This is a genomic window from Saccharibacillus sacchari, assembly GCF_037722395.1.
In the GTDB taxonomy this organism is placed as follows: Bacteria; Bacillota; Bacilli; order Paenibacillales; family Paenibacillaceae; genus Saccharibacillus; species Saccharibacillus sacchari_A.
Genome location: NZ_JBBKAR010000034.1, coordinates 162001 through 187961, shown reverse-complemented (window position 1 = coordinate 187961; position 25961 = coordinate 162001). Strand labels below are relative to the sequence as shown.

Annotated in this window: 17 protein-coding genes; 10 read left to right on the top strand and 7 right to left on the bottom strand. The window is 57.5% G+C overall.

Annotated features, from left to right (window positions below):
- The first annotated feature begins 229 nt into the window (after positions 1-229).
- The gene (locus WKI47_RS13520; protein ID WP_340227669.1) at positions 230-1336 is read left to right on the top strand and encodes a metallophosphoesterase; all 1107 of its coding nucleotides are present in this window, start codon (positions 230-232) and stop codon (positions 1334-1336) included.
- Positions 1337-1427: 91 nt separating this feature from the next.
- Here the strand turns inward: WKI47_RS13520 and WKI47_RS13515 are convergent, their stop codons facing one another.
- From WKI47_RS13515 to WKI47_RS13485, 7 genes are all read right to left on the bottom strand, one after another.
- Positions 1428-2576, bottom strand: coding sequence for a mannitol-1-phosphate 5-dehydrogenase (locus WKI47_RS13515; protein ID WP_340227668.1), 1149 nt, complete (start codon positions 2574-2576; stop codon positions 1428-1430).
- Between the two features lie 307 nt (positions 2577-2883).
- On the bottom strand, positions 2884-4851 hold the full coding sequence (locus tag WKI47_RS13510) for a PTS mannitol transporter subunit IICBA (RefSeq protein WP_340227667.1): 1968 nt from the start codon (positions 4849-4851) through the stop codon (positions 2884-2886).
- On the bottom strand, positions 4848-6971 hold the full coding sequence (locus WKI47_RS13505; protein ID WP_340227666.1) for a BglG family transcription antiterminator: 2124 nt from the start codon (positions 6969-6971) through the stop codon (positions 4848-4850). The genes WKI47_RS13510 and WKI47_RS13505 overlap by 4 nt, the downstream gene beginning before the upstream one ends.
- 946 nt (positions 6972-7917) lie before the next feature.
- On the bottom strand, positions 7918-10269 hold the full coding sequence (locus WKI47_RS13500; RefSeq protein WP_340227665.1) for a glycoside hydrolase family 65 protein: 2352 nt from the start codon (positions 10267-10269) through the stop codon (positions 7918-7920).
- A 335-nt stretch (positions 10270-10604) separates the two neighbouring features.
- Positions 10605-12059, bottom strand: coding sequence for a GGDEF domain-containing protein (locus WKI47_RS13495; protein ID WP_340227664.1), 1455 nt, complete (start codon positions 12057-12059; stop codon positions 10605-10607).
- A gap of 563 nt (positions 12060-12622) precedes the next feature.
- The gene (gene murQ, locus WKI47_RS13490) at positions 12623-13522 is read right to left on the bottom strand and encodes an N-acetylmuramic acid 6-phosphate etherase (RefSeq protein ID WP_340227663.1); all 900 of its coding nucleotides are present in this window, start codon (positions 13520-13522) and stop codon (positions 12623-12625) included.
- Positions 13523-13881: 359 nt separating this feature from the next.
- Complete coding sequence (locus WKI47_RS13485; RefSeq protein WP_340227662.1) at positions 13882-14853, bottom strand: N-acetylglucosamine kinase; 972 nt, start codon at positions 14851-14853, stop codon at positions 13882-13884.
- 218 nt (positions 14854-15071) lie between these two features.
- Between WKI47_RS13485 and WKI47_RS13480 the strand changes: the two genes are divergently transcribed.
- From WKI47_RS13480 to WKI47_RS13440, 9 genes are all read left to right on the top strand, one after another.
- Positions 15072-15911 carry a MurR/RpiR family transcriptional regulator gene (locus WKI47_RS13480; protein WP_340227661.1) on the top strand — a complete coding sequence of 280 codons (840 nt, stop codon included), beginning with the start codon at positions 15072-15074 and terminating at the stop codon, positions 15909-15911.
- A 66-nt stretch (positions 15912-15977) separates the two neighbouring features.
- Complete coding sequence (locus WKI47_RS13475; protein ID WP_340227660.1) at positions 15978-17330, top strand: ABC transporter substrate-binding protein; 1353 nt, start codon at positions 15978-15980, stop codon at positions 17328-17330.
- Between the two features lie 199 nt (positions 17331-17529).
- Positions 17530-18450 (top strand): sugar ABC transporter permease, encoded by a 921-nt coding sequence (locus tag WKI47_RS13470; protein ID WP_340227673.1) that lies wholly within the window; start codon positions 17530-17532, stop codon positions 18448-18450.
- A 67-nt stretch (positions 18451-18517) separates the two neighbouring features.
- Positions 18518-19327, top strand: coding sequence for a carbohydrate ABC transporter permease (locus WKI47_RS13465; protein WP_340227672.1), 810 nt, complete (start codon positions 18518-18520; stop codon positions 19325-19327).
- 109 nt (positions 19328-19436) lie between these two features.
- Entirely contained in the window at positions 19437-20546 is a 1110-nt protein-coding gene (locus tag WKI47_RS13460; protein WP_340227659.1) for a sn-glycerol-3-phosphate ABC transporter ATP-binding protein UgpC, read from the top strand.
- Between the two features lie 42 nt (positions 20547-20588).
- The gene (locus WKI47_RS13455) at positions 20589-21290 is read left to right on the top strand and encodes a hypothetical protein (RefSeq protein WP_340227658.1); all 702 of its coding nucleotides are present in this window, start codon (positions 20589-20591) and stop codon (positions 21288-21290) included.
- Positions 21287-22639, top strand: a complete 1353-nt coding sequence (locus WKI47_RS13450; protein ID WP_340227657.1) for a DUF1343 domain-containing protein — start codon at positions 21287-21289, stop codon at positions 22637-22639. Before WKI47_RS13455 ends, WKI47_RS13450 begins: the two co-directional genes overlap by 4 nt.
- Before the next feature lie 15 nt (positions 22640-22654).
- Positions 22655-24562 carry a beta-N-acetylhexosaminidase gene (nagZ, locus tag WKI47_RS13445; RefSeq protein WP_340227656.1) on the top strand — a complete coding sequence of 636 codons (1908 nt, stop codon included), beginning with the start codon at positions 22655-22657 and terminating at the stop codon, positions 24560-24562.
- Positions 24559-25776 (top strand): anhydro-N-acetylmuramic acid kinase, encoded by a 1218-nt coding sequence (locus tag WKI47_RS13440; protein WP_340227655.1) that lies wholly within the window; start codon positions 24559-24561, stop codon positions 25774-25776. Before nagZ ends, WKI47_RS13440 begins: the two co-directional genes overlap by 4 nt.
- Positions 25777-25961: the final 185 nt, after the last annotated feature.

Sequence of the window (25961 nt, the reverse complement as noted above, 5' to 3'; positions counted from 1 at the left end):
ACATATGCAGTTATTTGTTTTTCGATAAACCGCCTTTAGGCGATACCTGTATTTTCGTAGTTATTTTGCGGTTGGGTTTGTCTCAAACAGAGAACCCTTCACGCCATCTTTTCAACCAACCGGGGCGCGGCTCGACTTCCTGCTTGGCGGCTTCGTATAATAGAAGAAAAAGCATGAGGACGGACGATGGGGTCTGTTGCTTGTCGAAAATCGAGAGGAGCCTAAGCTTTTGTTGATTCGCATCATCGTTTCTTTGCTCATTTATCATGGGTTTCTTTTCTATATCGGTTGGAATATGTGGAAAGGGATTAAGGCGTTCCGGCCGAATGTTCGTCGACGGTGGTTGGTTGTAGGGTCCGCGGGGCTGTTGGTTGCGGCTTGGTCGATGTTTTTCCGGTTTGCTTTTAGCGAGTATGCCTGGGCGCATTGGGCGGCGGGGATTTGGTTGGTTTTTGCTTATCTGATGGTGCTTATTTTGCCGCTGACGAATGTCGTAGTCTTGTTGCTTAGATGGTTTACCCGGATCGATCGTCGCAAGCTGACTCGTTCGGCCACTGTAGTCGCGTTGGCGTTGACGCTGCTTCTGGGCGGATTCGGTGCATATAGCGCGTACAGTCCGGTTGTCAAAACGTACGACGTGGCGATCGGCAAACCTGCGCTGGACGGGCGGAAGTCGATGAAGATCGTGATGGCGGCGGATACGCATTTCGGTGCATTGTCGGGACCGTCGCATGCCAAGCGTTTGGTCAACATGATCAATGAGCAGCAGCCGGATCTGGTATTGTTCCCCGGCGATCTGGTCGATGACGATATCGTGCAGTATGTAAAGCAGGGGATTCCGGAGATTTTGCGTGGTATCGAGGCTCCGGTATATGCTTCTCTCGGGAATCATGATCGGTTGGAGGCGGGAGATACGTCGTTGATCAGCACGCTGGAGGATAGCGGCATGATCATGTTGTACGACGACGTGGTCAGTGAAGGATTGCCGGTTACGCTGATTGGCCGCAAAGATCGGACCGATCCGGGACGGATGTCCGTAGCCGAACTAGCTGCGCAAGCGAACCCGGCTACGCCGCTGATCCTGCTCGATCATCAGCCGTACGAACTGAATCTGGCGGCGGACGCGGGCATCGATCTCGAAGTGTCGGGACATACGCACCGAGGACAGATTTTTCCGGCTAACTTTATCACGAACCGGATCTATGAGAACGATTGGGGCTACTTGCAAAAAGGGCAGATGCACTCGATCGTGACGTCCGGTTACGGCTTCTGGGGACTGCCAATGCGGATGGGGACGCGGTCGGAGCTGGTCGTGATTAATTTGAGTTTTGAATAAGCGGCATTTGTGCAATATGAAAAAAGGGACGAGACCGAATACGCTTCGGTTTCGTCCCTTTTGTATGATTGGTATGAAAAAAGTAGAGGTCTTAGTTCTTCAGCGATTCGTAAGAATCCGCGATCTTTGCGTTTTCGCCGCTGTCTTCCGTGAATCCGGTCGCGTCGGCGATCGCGCCTTCCAGACCTTTTTCTTCGATCGAGGCTTGCAACTCAACGGACTGCTTGTCTTCCGGGTTGTTGTAATGCAGAGCTGCCGCAATGCCGGTCAGCAGGTTGTCGATCGGCAGATCCAGGCTCAGAGCCATACGGGCAGGGCCGCTCAGACGGTCGTTCGGGCCGAGTTTGCGCAGCGGTTCGCGGCCTACGCGGCTGACGTCGTCGTTGAGATACGGGTTACGGAAACGCTTCTCGATCTTGTCGATGTATTTCGCGTGTTCGCTTGCGTCGAAACCATGTTCTTTGACAAGTGCAGCGCCGCTTTCTTCCATTGCTCCGCGTACGATGGTACGTACCGATTCGTCTTCAATGGCTTTGTCGACGGTCGGCAATCCTTTCAGATAACCCAGATAAGCGGTGATTGCGTGACCGGTGTTCAGGGTGTAGAGCTTGCGCTGCACGTAAGCGACCAGAGTGTCAGTCAGCTTCATGCCTTCGATTGTAGGAACGCCGCCTTTGAAAGCAGGCTCCTCGACGATCCACTCGAAGAAGGACTCTACGCCGACGTCCAGCAGATTGTCGCCTTTGAACGGAGGAACGATCCGGTCGACGGAGCAGTTCGGGAAGCCGACATGTTCGTCCGCGTAAGCTTTGGCTTCGTCGGACAGGTGGGTATAGACTTGCTCTTTCAGGTGCGAACTTGCGCCGACCATGTTTTCGCAGGCGATGATGTTCAGGAAGCCAGAGCCGGATTTGGCGCGTTCTTCGAGTCCTGCGGCGATATTTACGGCGATGAATTTAAGTACGTTGGGGCCTACCGCCGTCGTGATGATCTCGGCTTCGGCGATATGCTTCGACATCTCAGGACTGTTCGACAGAACGCCGGATACGCCGTTTACCGGAATCTCGCGCTTGTCGAGGTCGAGAATATGGATGGTGTAGCCGTGCTTTTCGTTCAGTTCGTTGATCATGGTTTCGTTAACGTCGGCGAAGACCAGCTCGTAGCCTGCTTCGACGAGTAGCGCTCCGATGAAACCGCGGCCTATGTTACCGGCTCCAAATTGAATAGCTTTTTTAGTCATGATGATTTACCTCCAGAGGGGACGCAAGGATTCGGCCTGGCGCTCGGGTTGTTTTGCTGCGCAAAGCCAAAAGTCGCTTCAATCCGAATCCTCGCATCCGGGATGTAGGGAAGAATCTTCCCCAAAAAGGCTAAGGAATGAAAAGCACAAACAAGCAAGTCTCAAAAACATATCAAACCGTTTCCGGGATAAGGAAACGGCGAAAAGCGGAATAGAGATGGGATACAGCGAAAAGTCATACTCCTCATCAAAGCCGAAGCCGGCAGAGGGGGATTCTCTGCCGGCCGACTTCAAAACGTCTGCATGATTACTCGGGTTGTACGCTCAGGGTGTTGTAGATATCATCGACGTCTTTGGTTTGCGCCAGGCGTTGAACCGTCGATTCGTCTTCGATTGCTTCCGCGATCTTCGTCAGAATCTTCAGGTGTTCGCCGCGGGCGCCTGCGATGCCGACGACGAGGTAAGCCGTGCCGGCTTCGAATTCGACACCGTTAGGGTATTGGAGAACGATGATGCCGGAGTTTTCGATCTCATGCTTGGCCGTGCCTACGCCGTGAGGGATCGCTACGCCGTTGCCGATGTAGGTCGAAGCTACGCCTTCGCGTTCGATCATGGCATCTACATAACCTGGTTTAACGTAACCGGATGCTGCGAGCAGACGCCCGGCTTCGCGGATGGCTTCTTCTTTCGTCACGCTCGGAAGACCGAGTCGGATGTTTTCTTTGCGCAGGATATCGGATTGAACGACGCCAGGTGCGGCTTTGTCCAATGCGTTGTCGATATCCCATTGAGCGTCCGGCGTTGTAGCTGTCGTGTTGCGTTCAGCCGGAGAAGCACCGGATTGAGAAGCTTTCAACTCTTCGATCAGATCTTCGTAGACCGGATTGTTGATGAAGTTGTCGATGGAAACGTGATGCGCGTTCGGAGCTTTTGCCCGTGCGCGGTCCGTCAGGTTTTGCTGAGTCACGACGATATCGGCATCCGAAGGGATGTTTTCAATCGCGGTGTTCGTCACGTTGATCGGCAGACCTGCCGCTTTTACTTTTTTACGGAAAGACGAAGCGCCCATTGCGCTCGAACCCATGCCGGCATCGCAAGCGAAGACGATTTTTTCGACTTTGCCGTTAACGCGTACGTTCGTGCCTGCTGTAGACGAAGCGCCGCCTACGCCCGGTTTGGAGCCTTTCATCGCTTGCGAAGCTTCGCGTGCTTTTGCCAGATCTTCATCGTCTGCTTTGTAGTTGCGGAGGAAGATGGCCGATACCAGGAACGATACGATAGCGGCTACGGCTACACCGGCGAGAACTTGCAAGTGACCGCCTTTAGGTGCTACAGCCATAAGTGCCAGGATACTACCCGGCGAAGCAGCCGATACCAAGCCTGCATCCAACAGATTGAACGTGAATACGCCAGCTGCACCGCCCAAAATGACGGACAGGATCAGAATCGGTCTCATCAAAACATAAGGGAAGTAGATTTCATGGATACCACCCAGGAAGTGAATGATGATTGCGCCCGGAGCCGAGCTCTTGATCGAACCTTTTGCGAATACCCAGTATGCCAACAGGACACCGAGACCAGGACCTGGATTGGCTTCGATCAGGAAGAAGATCGATTTGCCGAGACGTTCCGATTCTTCAAGGCCCAGCGGGCTGAAGATGCCGTGGTTGATCGCATTGTTCAGGAACAAGATTTTTCCTGGTTCAACGAAGATCGAAACGAGCGGCAGGATACCCCAGTCTACAATCGTTTGTACACCGGATTCCAAAACAGTAGTGAATGCACTTACCAGCGGCCCGATGCCGTAGTAACCGCCAATTGCCAAAATCGCACCGAAAATACCGAGAGAGAAGTTGTTAACCAGCATTTCGAAGCCTGCCGGAATTTTGCCTTCAACGGAACGGTCGAACTGTTTAATAATCCAGCCAGCCAGAGGACCCATAATCATGGCGCCGATAAACATTTTAACGTCGCCAGCACCGACGATAACGCCCATTGTGGCTATAGCCGCGATAACGCCACCGCGGTGATCCGCAAGCATTTTACCACCGCTGTAAGCTATCAGAAGCGGTAGAAGATACGTGATCATCGGACCGATCATCGTGTTCAGCGCTTCATTTGGGAACCATCCTGTTGGAATGAAGAGGGCCGTCAACAGACCCCAAGCGATAAACGCGCCGATATTCGGCATAACCATCGCGCTCAGGAAACGACCGAACTTTTGGACGCCCTGTCTTGCTCCGCCGGATTTTGCAGGCGTGGAGACGCTGCTCATAATTGTTCAACCTCCAATGTGTATTGTTCTATTTTTCTTGCATAAAGCTCTCTCATCATATCCGCGATCTCTCTTCGGAGCGTATCGGGCTCGGAGGAAGAGAGTCTGGCGGCGAAGCCGGGACGGTCAATCAGCGATTTGCTGATTTCTCCGGCTGCCTGGAGGTAGGACTTGCCGCTGGCTTTCGGCGCCAGCAGCAGAAGCGCCGCTTTCAGTGAGATCGGCTTGTCTTCCGACTCGGCGGCCAGGCCGTCCGGGAAGCGGAAAATACCCAATATGAGCTTGCCGATCACTTCGGAGCGACAGTGCAGCAGAATCAGTCCGTCTTGGGAAAGGACCGTTTCGCCGAGACGTTCGCGTTCGTGCAGTTCGCGTTCGAGCACGGCGGCATCTTCCGCGTTTTCGGTAAACCGCTGTGAGATGGCTGCGATCAGTTCGCTTACATCCCGGGAGGTAAAAGCGTCCGCGATATCGACGTTTTTCATCAAGTCAAGAATGCCTTCAAGCGTCTGCTTGTGTTCATCCAGCGTGCCGACGAGATCACTTTGCAGATTCTGCCGGGTTTTCTTTTTGACAAAACGCCGCTGCTCCTCATCTGCAAAGCGCCGGATACTCTCGACGTCGTTAAAAGAAAGCAGCACAGACACCCGCACGACAGGGGTTTCGGTCTCGACGTCGACGGTAGAAACGATAAAATCCGCTTCGCGGTTCTCGGCAGCTTCCGAAGCGGAAGCGATACCGACCAGGTTGAAGGCCGGGAACTCTTTGCGTACCCTCGCCATCAGCAGCCCCGAAGTGCCCATGCCGCTTGCGCAGGCGATTAGCACCTTCGGCGAAGGGCGTTCGGCTCTGGCATATTCGCTCATCGCGCCGATATGCATCGCGATATAGCCAATTTCCGATTCCGGCACGTCGCGATTCACGTAATCGGCCAGAATGTTCGAACACTTCACGGCGATCGCGAAGACTTCGGCATACTGTTCGCGAATTTGCCCCAGCAGCGGATTGCGGATGTCCAGCCCCAATCTCAGCCGTTCGACGGCCGGACCCAGATGGTGAACGAAGCCGGCAAACAATTTGCTGCTGCCTTTTAGCTCGTAACCGAGTTCGGCTTCCGCCGTCTTCAGCATGTTGCGGGCCAGGCGAACGAGTTCGAAGCTGACGTAGTCGTAATAATTGTCGTGATCCCGGTCAAGGCGCGTTTCCGCCCCTTTGAGATGCATCGTGATGTAGCCGACTTCGTCTTCAGGAATCTCGATGCCCAGCATTTCTTCCAACTTTTTCGCAAGCTTTTCGGCTTTCTCGAACTCGCTGAGTCCTCGAAGGCCGTCCAGGATGCGAGCGTCGATGGCGATACGTTGTCCGGCTCGAATGCGTTGAATCGCAAGAGCGAGGTGGACGGCCAGGCCGATGTAAGCACTGTCGGTCAGCTTGAGATCGAGACTGTTTTCCAGCTCTTCGACCATCTGTTGCAGTTGCTCGGCGGCGCCTTCGTCGATCAGGTTGAGCAAGCGGCTGCGGATATGAGATCGGACCCTTGTGGGGTCGGCGCTCTCGTTTCCGACGCTTCCGCTCACCAGCTCGGCGACTTGGTCTTCGGCGACACTTTCATAAACAAGTTGGATTAGCGCGGAACGGATGGCGTTTTCGCTACCTTCGACGTAAACGCCGAACCCCGGTTTGCGGATCAGGCGTAAGCCTAATGGCCGTAACCATTCTTCCGCACGGTCGAGATCGGTGCTTAGCGTGCTTTCGGTAACTTTGAACTGTGAAGCAAAACTGTACGATTTGACAGGCTCGGCCGCAAGCAATAGCTCGCTAATCAGGAAATAGTGGCGTTCGTCTCGACTGTAGTCCCTGACCGGGCCTGCCGCGCTCAGTTCTTCTATAAGAGCGTCAAGCTGCGCCTTGGCGACTTCCAGTTTGACTCCGGCACCCGGTTTGCGGATCAGCCGGGCTCCTCTTGCCGAGAGCCAGTGTTCCACACCGGGAAGTTCGCGTTTGACTGTTCGTTCGCTGACGTCCAATTCATCCGACAGATCCCGTACCGTAACGAACTCTCCCCGTGAAGCGAGCAGACGCTTCAGGATCGGTAACAGTCGTCCGGTCGGTTTGTCCACGCGGATTCCTCCTTTTTCAACCCCTCTATTTTGAAAGCGATATCATTTACCCCGGAACGGGGTTGAGACGATTCGCTACGGCACACGCCGCAGCAGGCAGGATCTCGTCCTCTACTCAAATTTTAAGCACCCCGTCTCGGAATGGCAAAGGAAAGATGCCGGGATTTGTCCTCAATCAATAGTGACAAAGCCGAATAACTCCAGGCCGCTCTCCCTACCAAGCAAATGATTTTCATTCAATTATTACTCAAAGCAGCAACGAATCAATCATTTTACGTGCAAAAACGTGCAATTTTTTTCATGGGTTTCAATATACAGAATACATTAATATCTGTATCGGATGGATGGGAATGGTTTTTGAGCGAAGAAAGAAGATTGATATAAAGTCAGGTTGGTGGGAGAACAGTACATCTGTAGGAAAACGAAAAAGCGTTCATTGTGCTTCGCGAACCTTCATTACGGATCGTATTTTCTATGAGGTATCGAATTTTTGCGTCAGATCCGTTTTCCGGCGATAGACTTGTTAAACGATCCGCACGAAAAAGCGCCCTTCTATTGAAGGACGCTAAGCTAAACGCTATTCCCGAATATCGGGTGAACCATTCGATGCGCGTATAGACAAATACGTTACTTGGATGGGAAACGCACGATCGAAAAATTGAGAATAAGTGCGGATATACACTTAATTCGTTCAAATTTTACGATTTTGGGAAAATAGATGCGGATATATAATTAATCGCTCCGTATATAGCTCTTTCACGTGCTTTTTCTTCAAATAAATGCAGATTTGCACTTATTCGAAGAGTCGGGAGCGAATGTATCGAAATAATTGCATTTGAGCAGTTATTTCAACCGTGCTAGGTCAATTCGTGCCTCCGCTTGCCTCGCTTTAAGCCGCGCTCGTGCTACCTTAGGCTTGCCCCGCTTTGCGCTCGCCAAGCTTTGTTTAAACCCGTCCTACCCCTTCCGGCGCGCCCGCTTGCGGGTCGCGTTCGCCGGAGACGCTGTCGCCTGCGGGCAGGTCGACTTCGCGGCCGTACAGCGTCAGTGCCGCGCTTTCCGCGCCTTCGTTTTCCACGGTCGTTTTCCCGCCGGATACCGTTACTTTCAACCTTGCGCCGCGGAAGCCGACTTTGAACGACAGCGACGTCCAGCTTTCCGGGCTGAACGGGTTCAGCACCAGGCGACCGCCGCGAACGCGCAGGCCGCCGAAGCCTTGCACGACGGACATCCACGTTCCCGCCATGCTGGTCGTGTGGCAGCCGTCTTCGGTATCGTTGTTGTAGTTGTCGAGATCAAGCCGCGACGTGCGCAGGTACATCTCGTACGCTTTTTCCGTATAGCCCAACTCGCCCGCAAGAATCGAGTGGACGCACGGCGACAGCGACGACTCGTGCACAGTGATCGGTTCGTAGAAGTCGAAGTTGCGGCGCTTGGTGTCCAGATCGTAGCGGTCCCCCAGAAAAAAGAGTCCTTGAAGCACGTCCGCCTGCTTGATGTAGCACGAACGCAGGATACGGTCCCACGACCATTTCTGATTGATCGGCAGGTTGGACGGGTCAAGCTCCGCCACTGGAAGGATGTCTTTGTCGAGGAAGCCGTCCTGCTGCAAAAAGACGCCGCTTTCCGCATCTTCCGCCAACAGCATCCGCTCCGAAATATCGCTCCATTTTGCCAACTCGCCGTCCGTCAATCCGATCTTCCCGACCACGGCTGCGTAAGCGTCCGGTTGTTCCGTTTTCAACGTCCGCGCGATGTCCGTCGTATATTCCAGCGTCCAAGCCGCCATGCGGTTGGTGTACCAGTTGTTGTTGACGTTGTTTTCGTATTCGTTGGGTCCGGTCACGCCGAGAATCAGGTAAGCGCCGCGGCGTTCCGAATAGTTGACCCGCTCTTCCCAGAAACGCGACAGCTCCGCCAATACCTCGAATCCGTACTCCCCGAGATAGGCCGTATCGCCCGTGTACTCCACATAGTTGTAGATCGCGTAAGCGATCGCGCCGTTGCGGTGGATCTCCTCGAACGTGATCTCCCACTCGTTGTGGCATTCTTCGCCGTTCATCGTGACCATCGGGTACAGCGCGCCTTTGGAAAAACCGAGCTTCGCCGCGTTCTCTTTCGCTTTTTCCAGATGCTTGTACCGGTAGATCAGCAGATTGCGCGCGACGCCGGGATCGGCCGTGCTGAGGTAAAACGGAATGCAGTACGCCTCGGTGTCCCAATAGGTGCTGCCGCCGTATTTTTCCCCGGTAAAGCCTTTCGGTCCGATATTGAGCCGGTCGTCTTCGCCCGTGTACGTCTGATGCAGTTGGAAAATGTTGAACCGGATCGCCTGCTGCGCCGTCTCGTCGCCCTCGATCGCAATATCGCCGTCGCGCCATTTGGCCGCCCACGCTTCGCGCTGACTCTCCAGCAACGCGTCGAAACCGCCTTCCAGCGCCTTTTCCGCCAACTCTTGCGCTTTGACCGCCAGCTTCTCCGGTTCGTGATCGCGCGAGGTGACGTTGGCGACGTATTTGTATAGCGTGATGCTCTGATCGGCTTCGGCCCGGAGCGACAGCGTCAGTCCCGCGAATTTGTCCCGTTTGTGCGTTTCCGCTTCCACGTGGAACTCTTGATCCGCTTCGCCGGAAGCCGCCAGTTCGTACACCATATGCGACGCGACGCGGAAATCCAGCTTTTTGGTGCGCACTTCGACGCTGGCGTAATCGACGCCGGAGTCCTGCGCGATGCCGTCCCAGAACTTTTCGTCATAGTTGGAATCTTTGTTCGCCACGTCCGCGTCGAGATACGGAGTCAGCTTGAGCTGCGCCGCTTCGCCGATCGGAGTGACCGTGTAGCGGATAACGCCGATTTCTTTGAACGGAACGCTGACGAAACGAAGCGACTCGACGCGCACCTTTTTATTGTTCGAAAGGGTCGCGGTGAACGAACGGCACAACGTGCCTTCCCGCATATCCAGGGTACGCGCGAAATCTTCGACGGTCGCCGCGGACAAGTCCAAAGTCTCGCCGTCGATCTCGACGTCGATCCCGATCCAGTTCACGGAATTAAGCACTTTGGCGAAATACTCGGGATAGCCGTTTTTCCACCAGCCGACCCGCGTTTTGTCCGGATAATACACGCCTGCCATATAGCTGCCCTGAAGCGAAGGCCCGCCGTAGCGTTCCTCGAAATTCGCGCGTTGTCCCATATAGCCGTTGCCGATGCTGAATACGCTCTCGGACACCTCGTTGCGCTCGGGGTCGAAGCCTTCTTCTATGATGCGCCATTCGTTGACCTTCAGATACGGTTTCATCGCTGGATCTCTCCTCGTCGGGGGATAGTGATGCGGGATTGCGAACATGCCGGGCATCCAAGAAATCGCGGGTAAAAGCTTACTTCGGAACGCGGAAGTCGTCGCCGATGTCCGCTGCCCGGAATGAAGCCGGTTTGGTTCCATGTTAGAACAAACGTCAGGCGTTGTAAACGGAACCTTTCAAACTTGGAAGGGTGTGGAAAATGCAGCATGAAAAAAGCCTGCTCTCATCCTGAAACAGGACGGTGCAGGCTGCGAAAAAAAGAACCGCGAAACGGTAAAACGGCGAAGACGGACAGCGCACAACGGCGACTTAGCGGATAAAGATCGGCATTTCAAGGGAAGGGACGTCGGGGACGCCCCGATCTGGCGAGCACGAAGCGGTTGCGACCCTGGGCTTTGGCCCGGTACAACGCCTCGTCGGCACGGCCGATAAGGTCGTGCGCGCCTGATTTTTCGCCGGGATAAAGCGTGCAGCCCCCGATACTGATCGTGATCTGGTCGGAGATTTCCGAATACGCGTGCGGGATGCCGAGCGAACGCACCGTCTCGATCATCAGCTCGGCGATCTGCTCCGCTTCTATTTCGCTGTGTCCCGGCAGGATGATCGCAAACTCTTCGCCGCCGTACCGGGCCGTGAAGCCGAAATGCGCCAGCGCTTCGGATTCGAGTTTCGGAGCGAGGCTTCGCAATACCATATCGCCGCCGAGATGCCCGTAATTGTCGTTGTAGGCTTTGAAAAAGTCGATATCGATCATGAGCAGCGACAGATGTTCTTTGGCGCGCTGCGGCGCGTTCAGTTCCTGGCGCAATTCTTCGTCGAACTTGCGGCGGTTGGCGATCTTCGTCAACGCATCCACGCCGGACAGCTCTTTGAGCTGTTCGTTCGCTTCTTCCAGCGCGCGCTGCGATTCGGCCAGTTCTTCGTGTTGGCGGCTTAACCGGATAAACAGCTTGTTCACTTCGCTGATGATCGCCAGCAGCACGACGGTGGACGCGATCAGCACGTCGACGCGCGAAGCGTACCATCCGAGCGTATAACGCTGCTCCGCGGCCAGGCTAAGCGTAATGCTGAGCAAAAAGGCGAGCGTGGACACGCTGAGCCATACCCGGAGCACGCCGCGTCTTTTATACGGAAACATGGCGAACACGAAAGCGAGCGCGTTCAGTCCCCAAATAAACGGGCCGAAGCCGGAATCGATCAGTTTGCGGTAATTGCCGTTCTCGATAATGACGGGCAGCAGGTTCTGGCCTGCCGTGGCGAGCGTGAACAGCAGCAGCGCGCCGCCCACCACGGACACGGTAGCGACCAGCAGATACGCCGGCAGCTTGCGAAGCGGGATGATCCGCGGTTTTTGATGTACCGACCAGCAGAACGACAAAATGCCGATCGGAAAAGCGAGATGCCAGAAGCACCACAGCCATGCCGACGTTTGCGGGCCGGGAGCGAACGGTCCGACGGTCGGCAGCATCCCGGTCAACGCCAGCAGGTAAAACAAACTGAGCATGCCGGTGAGCATAAAACTCGAAGCGAGCAGCAGCAACGGCAAGATCCGCGAAGCCCTGAACTGGTTGAATAAAATAAACGCCGTCAACACGTCGCCCAAAATGCCCCATGCGCTAAGGACGGGGAAAAAAGCGGCGAACACCGGCAGCGGCCGATTGGCGAAAACCAGCGCGGCCAACGTGAATCCGGCCATGATCAGCGACAGCGTCAAAGCGACTTTGAGCTGACGCGGACTGATATGGAAAAGCTGATCTTGCGAATCTCTATAGAATAAAATATTCAAGAAGAGCCTTCCTTTCCCGGGAAATGACAGAAGTCCGCTTGCGAAACCTGTTCGATGCCGCCGCTTCGCCATTTTTCGATGGACTGGAATAGAGGGGGAATGCAGGGGGAGACGCGCGGCCGCCGGACCGATCGAAGAAAAAAGCCTATCCGGATCGCGCGTTCCTACTTGATTCCTTCATAAACCACGTCATGCCTTTTCAAACGATAATTTTACAATAAAAGGAATGTTCGGTCTGCGCGTTCGCGCGGGGCAAAGCTTCGGTGATGTTAAGGGTATGAGATTTTCGGGGCGAATACAATGAGAAAAAAGGGGGAAAAAGACGCGGAACCGCAAAGGCGACTCTCAAAATTCGTAGGAAGGCGCCCAAAGAAAAAAGCGCAAAAAAGCCGCGGCCGGCGTCCGGTCGGCGCGATCGCGGCATCTAACCGGAAACGCGCGACCGCGACGAAGGGCCGCAGCGCACGAAAAAAAAGGGATGTCCGAGGCTTGGAAGCGCGCCGGGCCGAACGCGGAAAAACTTGTCCGGATCGGAAATGTTCCGGCAGCGGCCGCGCGGACGGTCAGTTGCGGATCGCGCCGTGCACGAACCCGCCCGAAGCTTCCAGACGGCTGCGGGCTTCGTCCGCGCCAATGCCTGCTTCGAGCATCACGATCGCCGTTTTGACCTGGCGGCCGGAATCGGCGAAAGCCTGCTCGATCGCGCGATCGTCCGCTCCGGTCGCCAATCCGATAATGCGTTTGGCGCGGAACACCAGCTTTTCGTTGGACGGGTTGAGATCGACCATCAGATTGCGGTACACTTTGCCGCTGCGGATCATCGCGGTCGTCGTGAGCATGTTCAGGATCAGCTTTTGCGACGTGCCGGCTTTCATGCGGGTGGAACCCATCACGACTTCCGGTCCCATGACCGCCTGAATCACCGGAACGCCAAGTTCGGCCATCGGGGTATCGGCGTTGTTGCACAGTCCGAACGTCACGGCGCCGCGCGCGATCGCTTGTTTCATCGCGCCCAGCACGTAAGGCGTGCGTCCGCTGGCGGCGATCCCCAGCACGACGTCGCGCGCGTCTGCCTTGAGTTCGTCGATCTCCGCCGCGCCCAGTTCTTCGCGGTCTTCCGCGCCTTCGACGGGGTCTTTGATCGCCCGGAAGCCTCCGGCGATCAAGCCTTGCACTTGTTCGGACGGCGTGCCGAACGTGGGCGGGCATTCGGACGCGTCCAAAATGCCGATACGCCCGCTCGTTCCGGCGCCGACGTACAGTAGGCGCCCTCCCGCGCGGAACGCTTCGACGACCGCGTCGGCGGCGACCGCGATCTGCGGGATAAGCGGACGGATACGTTCGGCGATCAGCCGGTCCTCGTCGTTGATCAGCCTCATGATCGAAGCGGAGTCCAATCGGTCGATCCCGGCGGTGTTCGGGTTCGGCTGCTCGGTAGTCAGGGTGCCCAAAAGATGTTCCATAGCGTTCAGTCTCCTTTGCCGTATAGGATGGGCCGCATCCGATGGGAGCTAGCCTTGAATGATGTGTTTTCGAAAAAGTTGTGTGTGTGCGGGAAGCGAGAAGACTGCGAGAGAAATTCGTTTCGGTCGCGTGTTGAAATGGAGAAAAGGATTTAAATTTTTAGCGGAATTTTCTCCATTTCAAAGGCGAACGCTAGCGCTCCTACACTGAATTTCTCTCTCCGTCTTCTCGCTTCCAGGTACGGTCGAATTTTTCGGTGTGTTGTTTGGTTTGGAAAAGCTTATGCTTCAACGAATTTATCTCGTTGTCTTAAGGCTTTCTCGGCAGGGTGAAGTCTCGGTTCTGCGGCGGCTTGTGTTCAGCCGCCGAAAGTTCGCAAAGCGAGCAGGGCGGCGCCTTCGGCAGGCGAACGGCCGGCTGCGCCGTCGACGAACGTCAGCTTCGGGAACTCCGCCGACAAGATCCGGGCGAACGCCCCGCGAAAGCTCGGCGAATGCCCGAAGATCGAGCCGCCGAGCACGGCCGCCCCGCAGGCGAACTCCGGCCTGCGCCGCAGCAGTTCCGCCGTCGTGGCCGCAAGCTTCGCGGCTTCGTCTTCGACGATGCCCCGCGCGTCGGGATCGCCCGACTCGCAGGCGCGCAGCACCGTCTCGGCCAGCGCGGCGATCGCCGCTTTGCCCGTGCCGGGCGCGTACACCCAGCGCTTGAGCGCCTCGGGCGTGTCCAGCCCGAGCGCTGCGCGCACCGCGTCCGCGAGCGGCGTTGCTCCGCCGCCCGCTTCGCTCCCAACCCCCGCGCCCGCGTCTTCCGCGTCGAACGCCAGCGCTGACAGCCGCAGCGCCGCAAGACCGATCCGGTACCCGCCGCCTTCGTCGCCGAGCAGATGCCCCCAGCCTCCGGCGCGCGCTTTGCGCCGACCGGGCGCAAAGCCGTATACGATCGAGCCTGTCCCCGCGATCACTTGCAGCCCTTCGGGCTTGCCGAGCGCGGCGGTCAGCGCGATCTCGCCTTCCGTTCGGATCTCGAACGGACAATCCGCGCCTTGCTTGCGAAGCTCTTGCTTCAAATGAGCGGTAAGGTCGGCACGTTCCTTTTCGCCGTCTATACCTGACATACCAAGAGAGATACCGGAGCATTTTAGATCATAGAGATTCGGATGTTTCCATAAAAGGCCGAAAAGAGATGTCAGCTCGGTGAATGCTTTTTGTCGGCCTACCGCATGCGGATTGGTGCTTTCCCCGCGAATTCGGCAAAGCGTGTTGCCTTGCGCATCCAGCGCCGCTATTTCCGTTTTGGTGCCTCCACCATCGACTCCTGCGAAGAAATTCATCGTATTCACCTCTTTATTTGTTGTTCAGTATAGGCGAAATGCCAAAGGATGTAAAATAAAATTTCACGAATAAAAAATATATTGAAATTTTATTTCGTCGATTCTATAATGAACACATTCAAACGTCTGGCAGGTAAGAAAACCTTTTATGTAAGTTTTAGTAACGCAATGAATATTTACAGAAAAGAATTTCAGAAAATGAAAAAGGGGGACAAGCGATGAACGGCGGATTGATCCGTCTGAGAGAAGGACTGGAAAGCCTGAATCCTTCTGAGCGGAAAATCGCGGACTTTATTTTGAAAACGCCGGAAGAAGCGATCCAGTTCTCGATTGCCGAGCTGGCGTCGCGAAGCGGGGCGAGTCAGGCCGCGATCGTGAGGTTATGCAAAACGATCGGGTTCAAAGGCTACCAGGATCTGAAGATCAAAGTGGCGGGCGATCTGCAACAAGCCGGCGAAGCGCAGGGCTATCAGGAAATCCGGCCCGGCGACAGCGTATCCGCGATCGTGCAAAGCGTGTCGGCCAACAATATCCAGTCGATCCGCGACACGCTCAAGATTTTGGACGAAAAAATGGTGGAGCAAGCGGTCGAATGTTTGGCCTCGGCGCGCAATCTGTACTTTTTCGGCGTCGGCGCTTCGAACTTGATCGCGATGGACGCCCAGCAAAAGTTTTTGCGGATCGACAAAACCAGCTTTTCGTTCGCCGACCCGCACGTCCAACTCACCGCCGCTTTGACGGCTTCCCCGGAAGACGCGGTCATCTGCATTTCCTACTCCGGCGAAACGAAAGAAGTGCTCAAAGCGGCCAAGCTCGCCAAAGACAACGGCTGTCCGGTCATCGGCATCACCAAGTACGGCCAGTCTTCGTTGACGAAAACGGCGGATTACCCGCTGTGCACCGCTTCGACGGAAAACGAGATCCGCAGCGGCGCCATGGCGTCGCGGATCACGCAGCTTAACCTGATCGACATTTTGTACCTGAGCGTCGCCAGCCGGAATTACGAGCACTCGGTCACGTATCTCGAAAAAAGCCGTCAGGCGATCAAAGAACTGTAACAAGCGCGATAGCGGCAAAGTTTATCTTTCTCGGCGTCATTTCGATTCCAAAAGGGAGGCATAACGATGAAAAAAACAGGATGGTTGCTTTCGCTGGCAATGTTGGTAGGCGTAACGACGGCGTGCGGAGGCGGAGGAGGTTCTACCGCGGCGGGACCAGAAGACAAAGACACGGTCACCGTATGGACGTATCCCGTGTACGGCGAATACGAGAACGAATTGAAAGAACGCGTCGCGAAATTCCAGGACGAACATCCGAACATCACCGTGCAGACGGAAATGCTTTCCTGGGCCGAAGGGCCGCAAAAGTTCGACGTGGCGCTGAACGCGGGCAACCCGCCGGATCTGTATTTCCACAGCGTGGACGGCACGTATGTCGATACCGGGCTTGCGCTCGACCTGACGCCGTACATGACGGACGAGATCAAAAACGACTATGTGGCGGGCACGCTTGAACTGGGTCAGATCCAGGGCGTGCAATACGGGCTTCCGCTGTACCAATTCCAATGGGGATGGGGCGGCAACAAACGCATTCTCGAAGCGGCGGGCATCGACTGGGAAAAGATCCAAAGCGAAGGCTGGACCTGGACGCAGTTCAAAGAAGCGGCGTCCAAGCTGACCGGGAAAACCGCCGACGGTTCGCCGCAGTACGCGCTCGTGACCGACGGCAGTTCGCTGGATTTCATCGAGATGCTGTCGCGCAACAACGGCATGCCGGACGTGCTCGACGACACGGGCAAATTCCAATGGAACGACGAGCGCATTTTGGACACGCTGTCGTTTATCCGCGAGCTGATGGATTCCGGCTACGTGCCGAAAGAAACCGCCGCGCTCGATCCGACCAAACGGACGGATATGTTTTACGCCGGACAAGCCGCGATCATTTCCAAAGCGATCCCGTATTACGACGTAATGCTCGCGACCCGCAACAAAGACATCGACGCCGGAACGGTGCAGGGCGAGAAGATCGACTTCGTTTACCTGCCGGTTCCCCATAACGACGACGCGCCGGCCAAAACGACGACCGGAGGCGAAGGCTACGTCGCGTTCAAGCAGAAAAACGACAAAGGCGAGCAACATGCCAAAAACACGTTTATGGTCATGGAATACCTGAGCGACGCCGAAGCGGGCAACGCGTCCAACGAATTGGCGCTGCCGTTCGTCCGCAAATCGCAGCAGGAAGCGTTCGCCGGCAAAGAACTGGGTACCGAAACGACACTTGCCGCCGCCGAAAAAATGGCCGAAAACGCCGAACTTCCCGTCACTTTGAAACTCGACGCCGCTCTTGCCGCCAAACAAAAGCAGTTCAAGGAACAGGTCGTCAAACCGAATATGCAAGCTCTCTACTCCGGCGAAAAAACGCCCGAACAAATCGCCGAAGACTTCAAATCCAAAGGCTCCCAGTCTTTCGGACAGTAAGCACTTAAGCACTAAAAAGCTTTTGAAAAATCCTTGCCCGCGAAGCCGAAGCGTAGGAAGAAGTTCATTGGAAAGCTGAAGCTTTTCGAAGAATAAGCGTAGCCCAACGCAACGAATTTCTTCCGCAGCTTGCAGCGTCCTCAGCGAATAGGATCTTAGGATTTTCCGAAAAGGAGGAACCCTTGTGCAACCTTCCGTCTTGTCCAAACCGTCTTCGCCTAAGTCGCCGCCCCGCCCGAACAACCGCGGCCGGTTCTTTCGCGAATACGGCTGGGCGTACCTGTTTATTTTGGCGCCGGTCGTTCTGTTTCTGATCTTCACGCTGTACCCGGTCGCTTCGGCGTTTATCATGAGCTTTCAGCAGTACAAAGTCATGGGCTCGACCTGGATCGGCCTGGATAACTACTCGCGCATGTTGACCGACGACGTGTTCTGGAAATCGATCCGCAACACCGTGATTTTCACGCTTGCCACGGTGCCGGTCAATATCGTGATCACGTTCGTGCTGGCGTACCTGATTTTCCAGATGAAAAACAAAGCGCAGACCTTTTTCAAAGCGACGCTGTATTTGCCGGCGGTTGCGTCGGGCGTCACCATTTCCGTCGTCTGGCTCGCCATCTTCGATCCGACGAATTCCGGACTGCTTAACCGGTTTCTCGGCCTGTTCGGGATCGATCCCGTCATTTGGCTGGGACAATCCGGCACGGCGCTGTTTTCGCTGATCCTGATGAACTGGCTCGGCTCGCACGGCGCGGGTATCATTTTGTACCTTGCGTCGATGGGCGGCGTTCCGAAGTCGCTTTACGAAGCGGCCGATATCGACCACGCCAGCGCTTGGACCAAGTTCGCCCGCATCACCTGGCCGCTGCTCAAGCCGACGACGCTGTACCTGCTCGTCACGGGCATCATCACGTCGTTCCAGGTGTTTATCTCGGTGTATCTGATGACGCAGGGCGGCCCGAACTTCGCCACGACGACTATCGCGTACCTCATTTACCAGACCGCGTTCCAGTTCTATGAATTCGGGCTGGCGTCCGCGCAGTCGTTCGTGTTGGCGCTGCTGATCGTGATCGTGTCGGTGCTGCAATTCAAAGCGTTCTCCAGCGACGTCGAATATTGAGCGCCGCTGCCCGAACGCCCGGTAACTTTTACGCACGGAGGTGAGTGTTTTGCAATCCAAAAAAATCATGCTGGCGATCGCCGCGGCGCTGCTGCTGGTATGGACGGTCCTGACGATCGTGCCGCTGTACTGGATGCTCGTCGGTTCGCTTCAGGATTCGGCCGCTTCGGCGTCGTTCCGGCCTTCGATGATCCCGGAAGCCCTGTCGCTGGCGCCGTATGAACGCTTTTTCGCGAAAACGGCCGCCTGGCGCTGGCTGTTCAACTCGCTGCTCGTTTCGTCGGTGCTGACCGTCACGAACGTCTTTTTCGCTTCGCTCGCCGGATACGCGTTTGCCAAGCTCAAATTTCCCGGCAGCAACGCGATCTTCTGGATTTTGCTCAGCACGATGATGATTCCGGCGCAGGTCACGCTGATCCCGCTGTACATCCTGATGGTCAACACGCTTCAGCTTCAGGATACGTATACCGCGATCATCTTGCCGACCGCCGTCAGCGTGGGCAATATCTTTTTGATGAAGCAGTACATGTCTTCGCTGCCGACTTCACTGATTCACGCGGCGCGGATCGACGCTTGCGGCGAGTTCCGCATTTTCTGGAAAGTGATCTTGCCGTTGGCGAAGCCGGGGCTTGCGGTGTTGGCGATCTTTACGTTCGTCGCGTCGTGGAACGAGTTTTTCTGGCCGTTCCTGATCACGAATTCGACCGATATGCGCACCATTCAAGTCGGGCTGGCGTCGTTCGTGTTCGCGGAATCGACCGATTTCGGCGCGATGATGGCCGGAGCGACGATCGGGGCGCTGCCGATGATGATCCTGTTTTTCTCGCTTCAGCGTTATTTCCTTCAAGGCATTACGATCGGCGCGGTCAAAGGCTAAAAAAGCCGCGCCGCGCAACGTTTTTAATCTTTCATGAGCCGCGAACGCGCTGCGCCGCCAACTGCGGGACGCAGCGCGGCAGTCGGTTACGGGCAGGGAGGCCACACTTATGGCACGCGTCGAATTTCGCAATGTACGCAAAGAGTTTCAGGATCAAAGCAAAGAAAACTTCACCGCCGTCGCCGGTTCGGATTTCGTGATCAACGACAAAGAATTCGTGGTGTTCGTCGGCCCGTCGGGCTGCGGCAAAACGACTTCGCTGCGTATGATCGCAGGCCTGGAGCATCAGACGAGTGGCGATATTCTGATCGGCGACCGCGTCGTCAACAAACTGCATCCCAAAGACCGCGATATCGCGATGGTGTTTCAGGATTACGCGCTGTATCCGCATATGACGATCCGCGACAATCTGTCGTTCGGACTGAAAAATCTCAAAAAGCCGAAAGCCTACATTGACCAAAAAGTCAAAGAAGCCGCCGCCATTCTCGATATGGAACCGATGCTCGGCCGCAAGCCGCGCGAACTGTCCGGCGGACAACGCCAGCGGGTAGCGCTCGGCCGTGCGATCGTGCGCGATCCGCAAGTATTCCTGTTCGACGAGCCGCTGTCCAATCTCGACGCCAAGCTGCGCGTGCAGATGCGGGTCGAACTGAGCGAATTGCACAAGCGTCTCGGCGCCACGATCGTCTACGTCACGCACGATCAGGTGGAAGCGATGACGCTCGGCGAGCGGATCGTCGTCATGAACCGCGGCGTGATCCAGCAGATCGCCAATCCGACCGAACTGTACGCCAGACCGCAAAACATGTTCGTCGCGGGCTTTATCGGTTCGCCGCCGATGAACTTTATCGACGCGTCCGTCGAAAGCGGGCGGCTCGTCGTGGAAGGCGGCTCGTTCGAACTTCCGGCCGCGACGCTCGAAGCGCTATCACCTTACGCGGGCCGAAAACTGATTCTCGGCATCCGTCCCGAAGACATCCACGGCGACGATTACGCGCCGGGCCTGGAGTCGTCGCCGCATCGCATGACCGCGCATATCCAGGTCGTTGAGCATCTCGGTTCGGAGAACCTGCTGTATTTCCATATCGGCGGACGTCTCGTCACCGCCAAAGTGCACCCGGAAACGAAAGCGTACGCCGGGCTGGATAAACCGTTTATTTTCGACCTGCGCAAAATCCACTTTTTCGATCCCGAAACGGAGATGCGAATCGAGACATAAACAGGAATCTGAACGTCCTATTTCATTAAAGGAGGTCCCGCTATGCGCAAACTGAACGAGATTTTGGTCAAAACGGGCCGCGAAGCGTTTTACGAGATCGTTCCGGCGGTCGTGCACACGTTGATCGGCTCGGCCGTATTGATCCCGATCCTGGTATTCCTGCCGGTCGCCGCCTCGCTGATCCTGCTGCCGCTGCTGTACATGCCGCTTGTGTACGGCGCGTTCTACGCGTACCATCGGCGGACGCTGGGCGAGCCGTCGGGCGTGCGCGCGGTGCTGCAAGGCGCGTCCAAAGGCTTCGTGCCCGCGGTCGTGTTCGGTCTTTTTTGCTCGTTGCTGATGCTGATCCTGGTCTCGACCTGGTGGTATTACGGCGGCAAAACCGGCGTGTTCTACATGGCGATCGCGGTGTTCCAGACGTATTTTGTCATCATGGCGCTGGTGTCGCAGTTTTACGCGCTTCAACTGGTGCTTCAGCGCGATCTGGGCATTTTCCGCGCGATGGGCGAAAGCGTCAAATTGATGCTGCGGCACCCGGGTTACACGATCGGCGCTTTTTTCCAGGCGTTGGTGCTCGGGGTGCTGCTCACGGTCACCGTGGTCGGCGTGTTGTCCGTGTATGCGGGACTTCTGGCGGTCTATCTGCATCAGGCCACGTATAACGTGCTGCACCCGGACGGCGACGAGGAAAACGAACAAGAAGAAGGCCGGAGATTCGGCACGCTGCCGGGGAATGCCGGATGAACGGGGGTACGCGGAGCGAGGGCGGGAATCGTGCGCGCTATGCGTCGGGCTTTGTGCCAAGCGTCGAACTGAACCTCGCCGATCATACGTCAACCGACGTGCCGAATCTGGCAAGCCGTACGCCGGGCGACGGTCAAGGGGAAGCCGGGCAAGTGGAAACGGCAGGTTCGCGCACGTCTCCGCTTGTGCGGACGGGACTGGATCGGCTGGCGGACGGCTTCACGCATCCGTTGCTGCAAAACCGACGGTTGGGACTAATTACCAATCCGACCGGAATCACGGCCGATTTCCGTTCGTCCGTCGAGATCTGCGCGTCGCTGGAAGGCAGCGCGTTGACCGCGTTGTTCGCCTGCGAACACGGGTTATACGGCCAACGTCAGGCGGGACAGCGCTTCGGCGACGAGATCCATCCGACGCTCGGCATTCCCGTGTTCAGCCTGTACGGCGAGCACAAAAAACCGACGCCGTCCATGCTCGGCAACGTCGACACGCTGATTTTCGATATGCAGGATCTCGGTATCCGTTTTTACACGTATTTGTCCACGCTGCTGTATGCGATCGAAGCTTGCGCGGCGTGCGGCAAATCGTTGGTCGTGCTGGATCGGCCCAATCCGCTCGGCGGGCTTGCGGTCGAAGGCGGCGTGCTGAAGCCCGGTTTCGAGTCGATGGTCGGCGCCTGGGAGCTGCCGATCCGCACGGGCATGACGATCGGCGAACAGGCCGGGATGGCGAACGCCGAGCGCAGGTTGGGCTGCGAGCTGGGCGTGGTGAAGATGGACGGTTGGGAGCGTCGGACGGAGTTCGGCGATACCGGCCAGCCGTGGGTGCTGCCGTCGCCGAATATGCCGTTCGTCGATACGGCGAGGGTGTACGCGGGCACTTGCTTTTTCGAAGGGACGAACCTGTCGGAAGGCCGTGGCACGACCCGCCCGTTCGAATGGATCGGCGCGCCGTGGCTGGACGGGGAAGGACTGGCGGACGAGCTGAACGGTTTGGCGCTGCCGGGCGTTCATTTTCATCCGACGTACAACACGCCGACGTTTTCCAAACATGCGGGAGAGCTATGCGGAGGCGTGCGGTTGTTCGTGACGGACAAGACGATTTTCGAAGCGGTGAACACCGGGCTTGCGCTGCTGCATGCCGTGATCCGGCGTCATCCCCGGGAGTTCCGTTGGTTGGAGCCGCCGAGCGGCGGACGCCGGTTTTTCGTCGATTTGCTGGCCGGGGGAAGCTTGCTGAGAGAACGGATCGCCGAGTCTGACGGAGTCGCGGAGATCGCGGAAAGTTGGCGGCTGGAAGCGCAGCAATGGAACGAACGAAGAAAAGCGTATCTGCTGTATGGAAGATGAAGGAGGACGATTGCGATGACCGAACAACAAGCCGAAGCGACTGCCGAAGCGGGAAAATGGATCGAATTGCTGCTGGGCAGCCTGGACTTGCGCGGCAAGCTCGGTCAAATGCTGCTCGGCGGTTTTGACGGGCGCACGATGAACGCCGCCGCCATGCAGTTGATCGCGGCGTACCGCACGGGCGGCATCATTTACTTTTCCCGCAACGTGTCTTCGCCGGAGCAGGTGGCCGCGCTGACGCGCGAGCTTCAGGAAGCAGCCGAAGCCAACGGCGTGCCGCCGCTGTGGATCTCGATCGACCAGGAAGGCGGCATGGTCGCGCGCATCACGGAAGGCGTGACGCTGATGCCGGGGCAGATGGCGATCGCCGCGGCCGGTTCGACCGAAGACGCGTACCGCTGCGCGTATATTTCCGGTCGGGAGCTGCGCAGTCTCGGGATCAACCTGAACTACGCGCCGGTGCTCGACGTCAATAATAACCCGGCCAATCCCGTGATCGGCGTGCGTTCGTTCGGCGAATCGCCGGAAATCGCGGCGGCGTTCGGCGCGGCGACGATCGGGGGCTTGCAGGATGCGGGCGTGGGCGCGACGGCGAAACATTTTCCGGGTCACGGCGATACCGACGTCGATTCGCATCTGGATCTGCCGACGGTGCCGCATGATCGGGCGCGGATGGACCGGGTGGAGTTGGTGCCGTTCAAGCAGGCGGTGAAACAAGGCGTGGACGCCGTGATGTCGGCCCATATTTATTTTCCGGCGCTGGAGGAAGCCAAGCTTCCGGTCACGCTGTCGCCTGCCGTATTGACGGGGCTGCTGCGGGAAGAGTTGGGATTCGACGGCATCATCACCACGGACTGCATGGAAATGAACGCGATCGCCGAGCATTACGGCGTGGCGGAAGCGTCCGTGCTGGCCGTGCTCGCGGGCGCGGATCAGGTGCTGGTCAGCCACCGGCTGGATCGGCAGGGAGCGGCGCTGAACGCGTTGGAAAACGCGGTGCAAAGCGGCCGGATCGCCGAATCCCGGATCGACGACTCGGTGCGGCGACTGCTGCGCATGAAGTGGAAGCGGGGATTGCTGACGCCGGAAACGGCGCGCAAGCTGTTGGGGGAAGCGGCGGAAGCCCGAGGCGTTAAAGGCGGGGCGGAGAAAGCCGACGCGGAGAGCGGCGGGAAGTCCGGTCTTGCGGCAAGCGAAGAAATGGTGCCGGAGGATCTGTACGGAAGCAAGGCGTTTGTGCGTCGGAAGCAGGCGGAACAGGCCGCGCGCCGAGAGGGTCAAAGCGATCGTGCGGGCGCGGAAGCCGGGGAGATTTCGCCGGGTAAAGGCGGTTCCGACGGGCTGTTCGCAGGCTTGCGCGCTCCCGAGTCGCTGGAAACGGCACGCCGCGTCAGCGAAAACAGCGTGACGCTGGTTCGCAACGAACGCGCCGTGTTGCCGCTGCGCGCCGCCCGCACGCTGGTCGTGACCTGTTCCGCCAACGTGACCGCGTTCGTCGACGAGTCGATCGCCGGAACGCGGGGGCTTGGCTATGAACTGGCGGAGCTTGGCCTGGACGTGATCGACGTCATCGTCGGCGCGGACGGCGTGGAAGCCGAACAGGAACGACTGTTGATCGAAGCGAGGCGTTCCGATACGGAGCAGATCGTCGTCGGCACGTATAACGCGCGGTTCAATCCCGCGCAGGCGGTTCTCGTTCGACGGCTGACGGAACTCGGCAAGCCGCTTGCCGTCGTCGCGCTGCGCGATCCGTACGATCTGCTGGAATTCCCGGACGTCCCGGCTTACGTCGCCGTTTACGAAAGCCGTCCGCTCGCGCTGCGAAGCGCGGCTACAGCGCTGCTCGGCCGCATTCCGTTTCGCGGCCGTTTGCCGGTATCGCTCGGCGAACGGTATCCGGTCGGCTGGGGAATCCGGCCATGATCCGGATCTCGTTCGACCGCGATTCGGCGATCGCCGTCGGCCTGATGTCCGGCACTTCGCTCGACGGCGTGGATGCCGCCGTGGTGCGGATCGAAGGCGGCGGCTTGTCCGCGAAAGCGAAGCTGCTGCATGCGTACAGCCGACCTTACGGCGACGAGTTGCGCGAGCGGCTCAAAGACCTGTGCGTGCCGGAGCGCTCGCGCGTCGACGAGATCTGCGGCATGAACGCGCTGCTGGCGGAGATCTTCGCCGAAGCCGCACGGGAAGCGGTGCGCCAGGCGGGGCTGTCTATGCAGGACGTGGATTTCGTCAGCTCGCACGGGCAGACGGTCTGGCATATTCCGGGGGAACGCGACCGGACCGGCGGCTCCGATCTGCAAAGCCGCGATCCCGCCGCTGTTCGTTCGACGCTACAAATCGGCGACCTGTCCGTACTGTCCAAACGACTCGGCGTGCCGGTTGTCGGCGATTTCCGGCCGGGCGATATGGCGGTGGGCGGTCAAGGCGCGCCGCTCGCGCCGTACGGCGACCTGATCTTGTTCCGCGACGAAGCGCGCGGACGCCTGCTGCAAAATATCGGGGGCATCGGCAACTGCACGGCGCTGCCCGCTTCGGCGAACCCGGAAGACGTGTTCGCGTTCGATACGGGACCGGGCAATATGGTGATCGACCAAGCCGTCTGGCTGCTTAGCGGCGGGCGGATGACCTATGACGCCGGAGGCGCATGGGGTGCTTCCGGCACGCCTTGCGAATCGCTGGTGGACGAGATGCTGAAGCATCCGTTTTTCCGCCAGGCGCCGCCCAAATCGACAGGGCGCGAAGTGTTCGGCAAAGCCTACACGGCGGACTTCGTAGAGCGTGCGCGCCGCGATTTTGCGTTGAGCGACGCCGACATCGTGGCGACCGCGACCGCTTTCACCGCGCGTTCGATCGCGCAAAGCTATACGGATTTCGTGTTCCCGCGCTGCCGGATCGACGAGATCGTCGTTTCCGGCGGCGGCGCCCGCAATGCCGCGCTGATGGAAATGCTGGCCGAACTGCTGCCGGAGCAGGCGGTTTGCTCGTCGAACGAATTCGGCGTGGACGACGACGCCAAAGAAGCGGTCATTTTCGCTTTGCTCGGCAACGATTTTTTGCGCGGCGTGCCCAACCATCTGCCTTCCGCGACCGGCGCTTCCCGCCCGACGGTATTGGGGAAGCTGGCTTTGCCTTAAAGAACATACAATCCGCGAGTCGGGCGCGTTGCTATTCGCTTCCCGCATGTAAAAGAACCTCGCTCCGCCATCCGGCGGAAACGAGGTTCTTTTTTGTATGCAAACGCGGGATAGGAAGGCGGCCGTTGCTCGATCGAGGACAACGCCATTGTCCGATCGCGGCCGGTTCTGTTCGCCGCGGAATC

Coding starts and splice junctions, on each gene's coding strand:
- WKI47_RS13455 (WP_340227658.1), top strand. CDS start 20,589: ATGCGCAAACTGAACGAGATTTTGGTCAAAACGGGCCGCGAAGCGTTT.
- WKI47_RS13450 (WP_340227657.1), top strand. CDS start 21,287: ATGAACGGGGGTACGCGGAGCGAGGGCGGGAATCGTGCGCGCTATGCG.
- WKI47_RS13480 (WP_340227661.1), top strand. CDS start 15,072: ATGAACGGCGGATTGATCCGTCTGAGAGAAGGACTGGAAAGCCTGAAT.
- WKI47_RS13440 (WP_340227655.1), top strand. CDS start 24,559: ATGATCCGGATCTCGTTCGACCGCGATTCGGCGATCGCCGTCGGCCTG.
- WKI47_RS13485 (WP_340227662.1), bottom strand. CDS start 14,853: ATGAATTTCTTCGCAGGAGTCGATGGTGGAGGCACCAAAACGGAAATA.
- WKI47_RS13460 (WP_340227659.1), top strand. CDS start 19,437: ATGGCACGCGTCGAATTTCGCAATGTACGCAAAGAGTTTCAGGATCAA.
- murQ (WP_340227663.1), bottom strand. CDS start 13,522: ATGGAACATCTTTTGGGCACCCTGACTACCGAGCAGCCGAACCCGAAC.
- WKI47_RS13465 (WP_340227672.1), top strand. CDS start 18,518: ATGCTGGCGATCGCCGCGGCGCTGCTGCTGGTATGGACGGTCCTGACG.
- WKI47_RS13510 (WP_340227667.1), bottom strand. CDS start 4,851: ATGAGCAGCGTCTCCACGCCTGCAAAATCCGGCGGAGCAAGACAGGGC.
- WKI47_RS13475 (WP_340227660.1), top strand. CDS start 15,978: ATGAAAAAAACAGGATGGTTGCTTTCGCTGGCAATGTTGGTAGGCGTA.
- WKI47_RS13500 (WP_340227665.1), bottom strand. CDS start 10,269: ATGAAACCGTATCTGAAGGTCAACGAATGGCGCATCATAGAAGAAGGC.
- nagZ (WP_340227656.1), top strand. CDS start 22,655: ATGACCGAACAACAAGCCGAAGCGACTGCCGAAGCGGGAAAATGGATC.
- WKI47_RS13515 (WP_340227668.1), bottom strand. CDS start 2,576: ATGACTAAAAAAGCTATTCAATTTGGAGCCGGTAACATAGGCCGCGGT.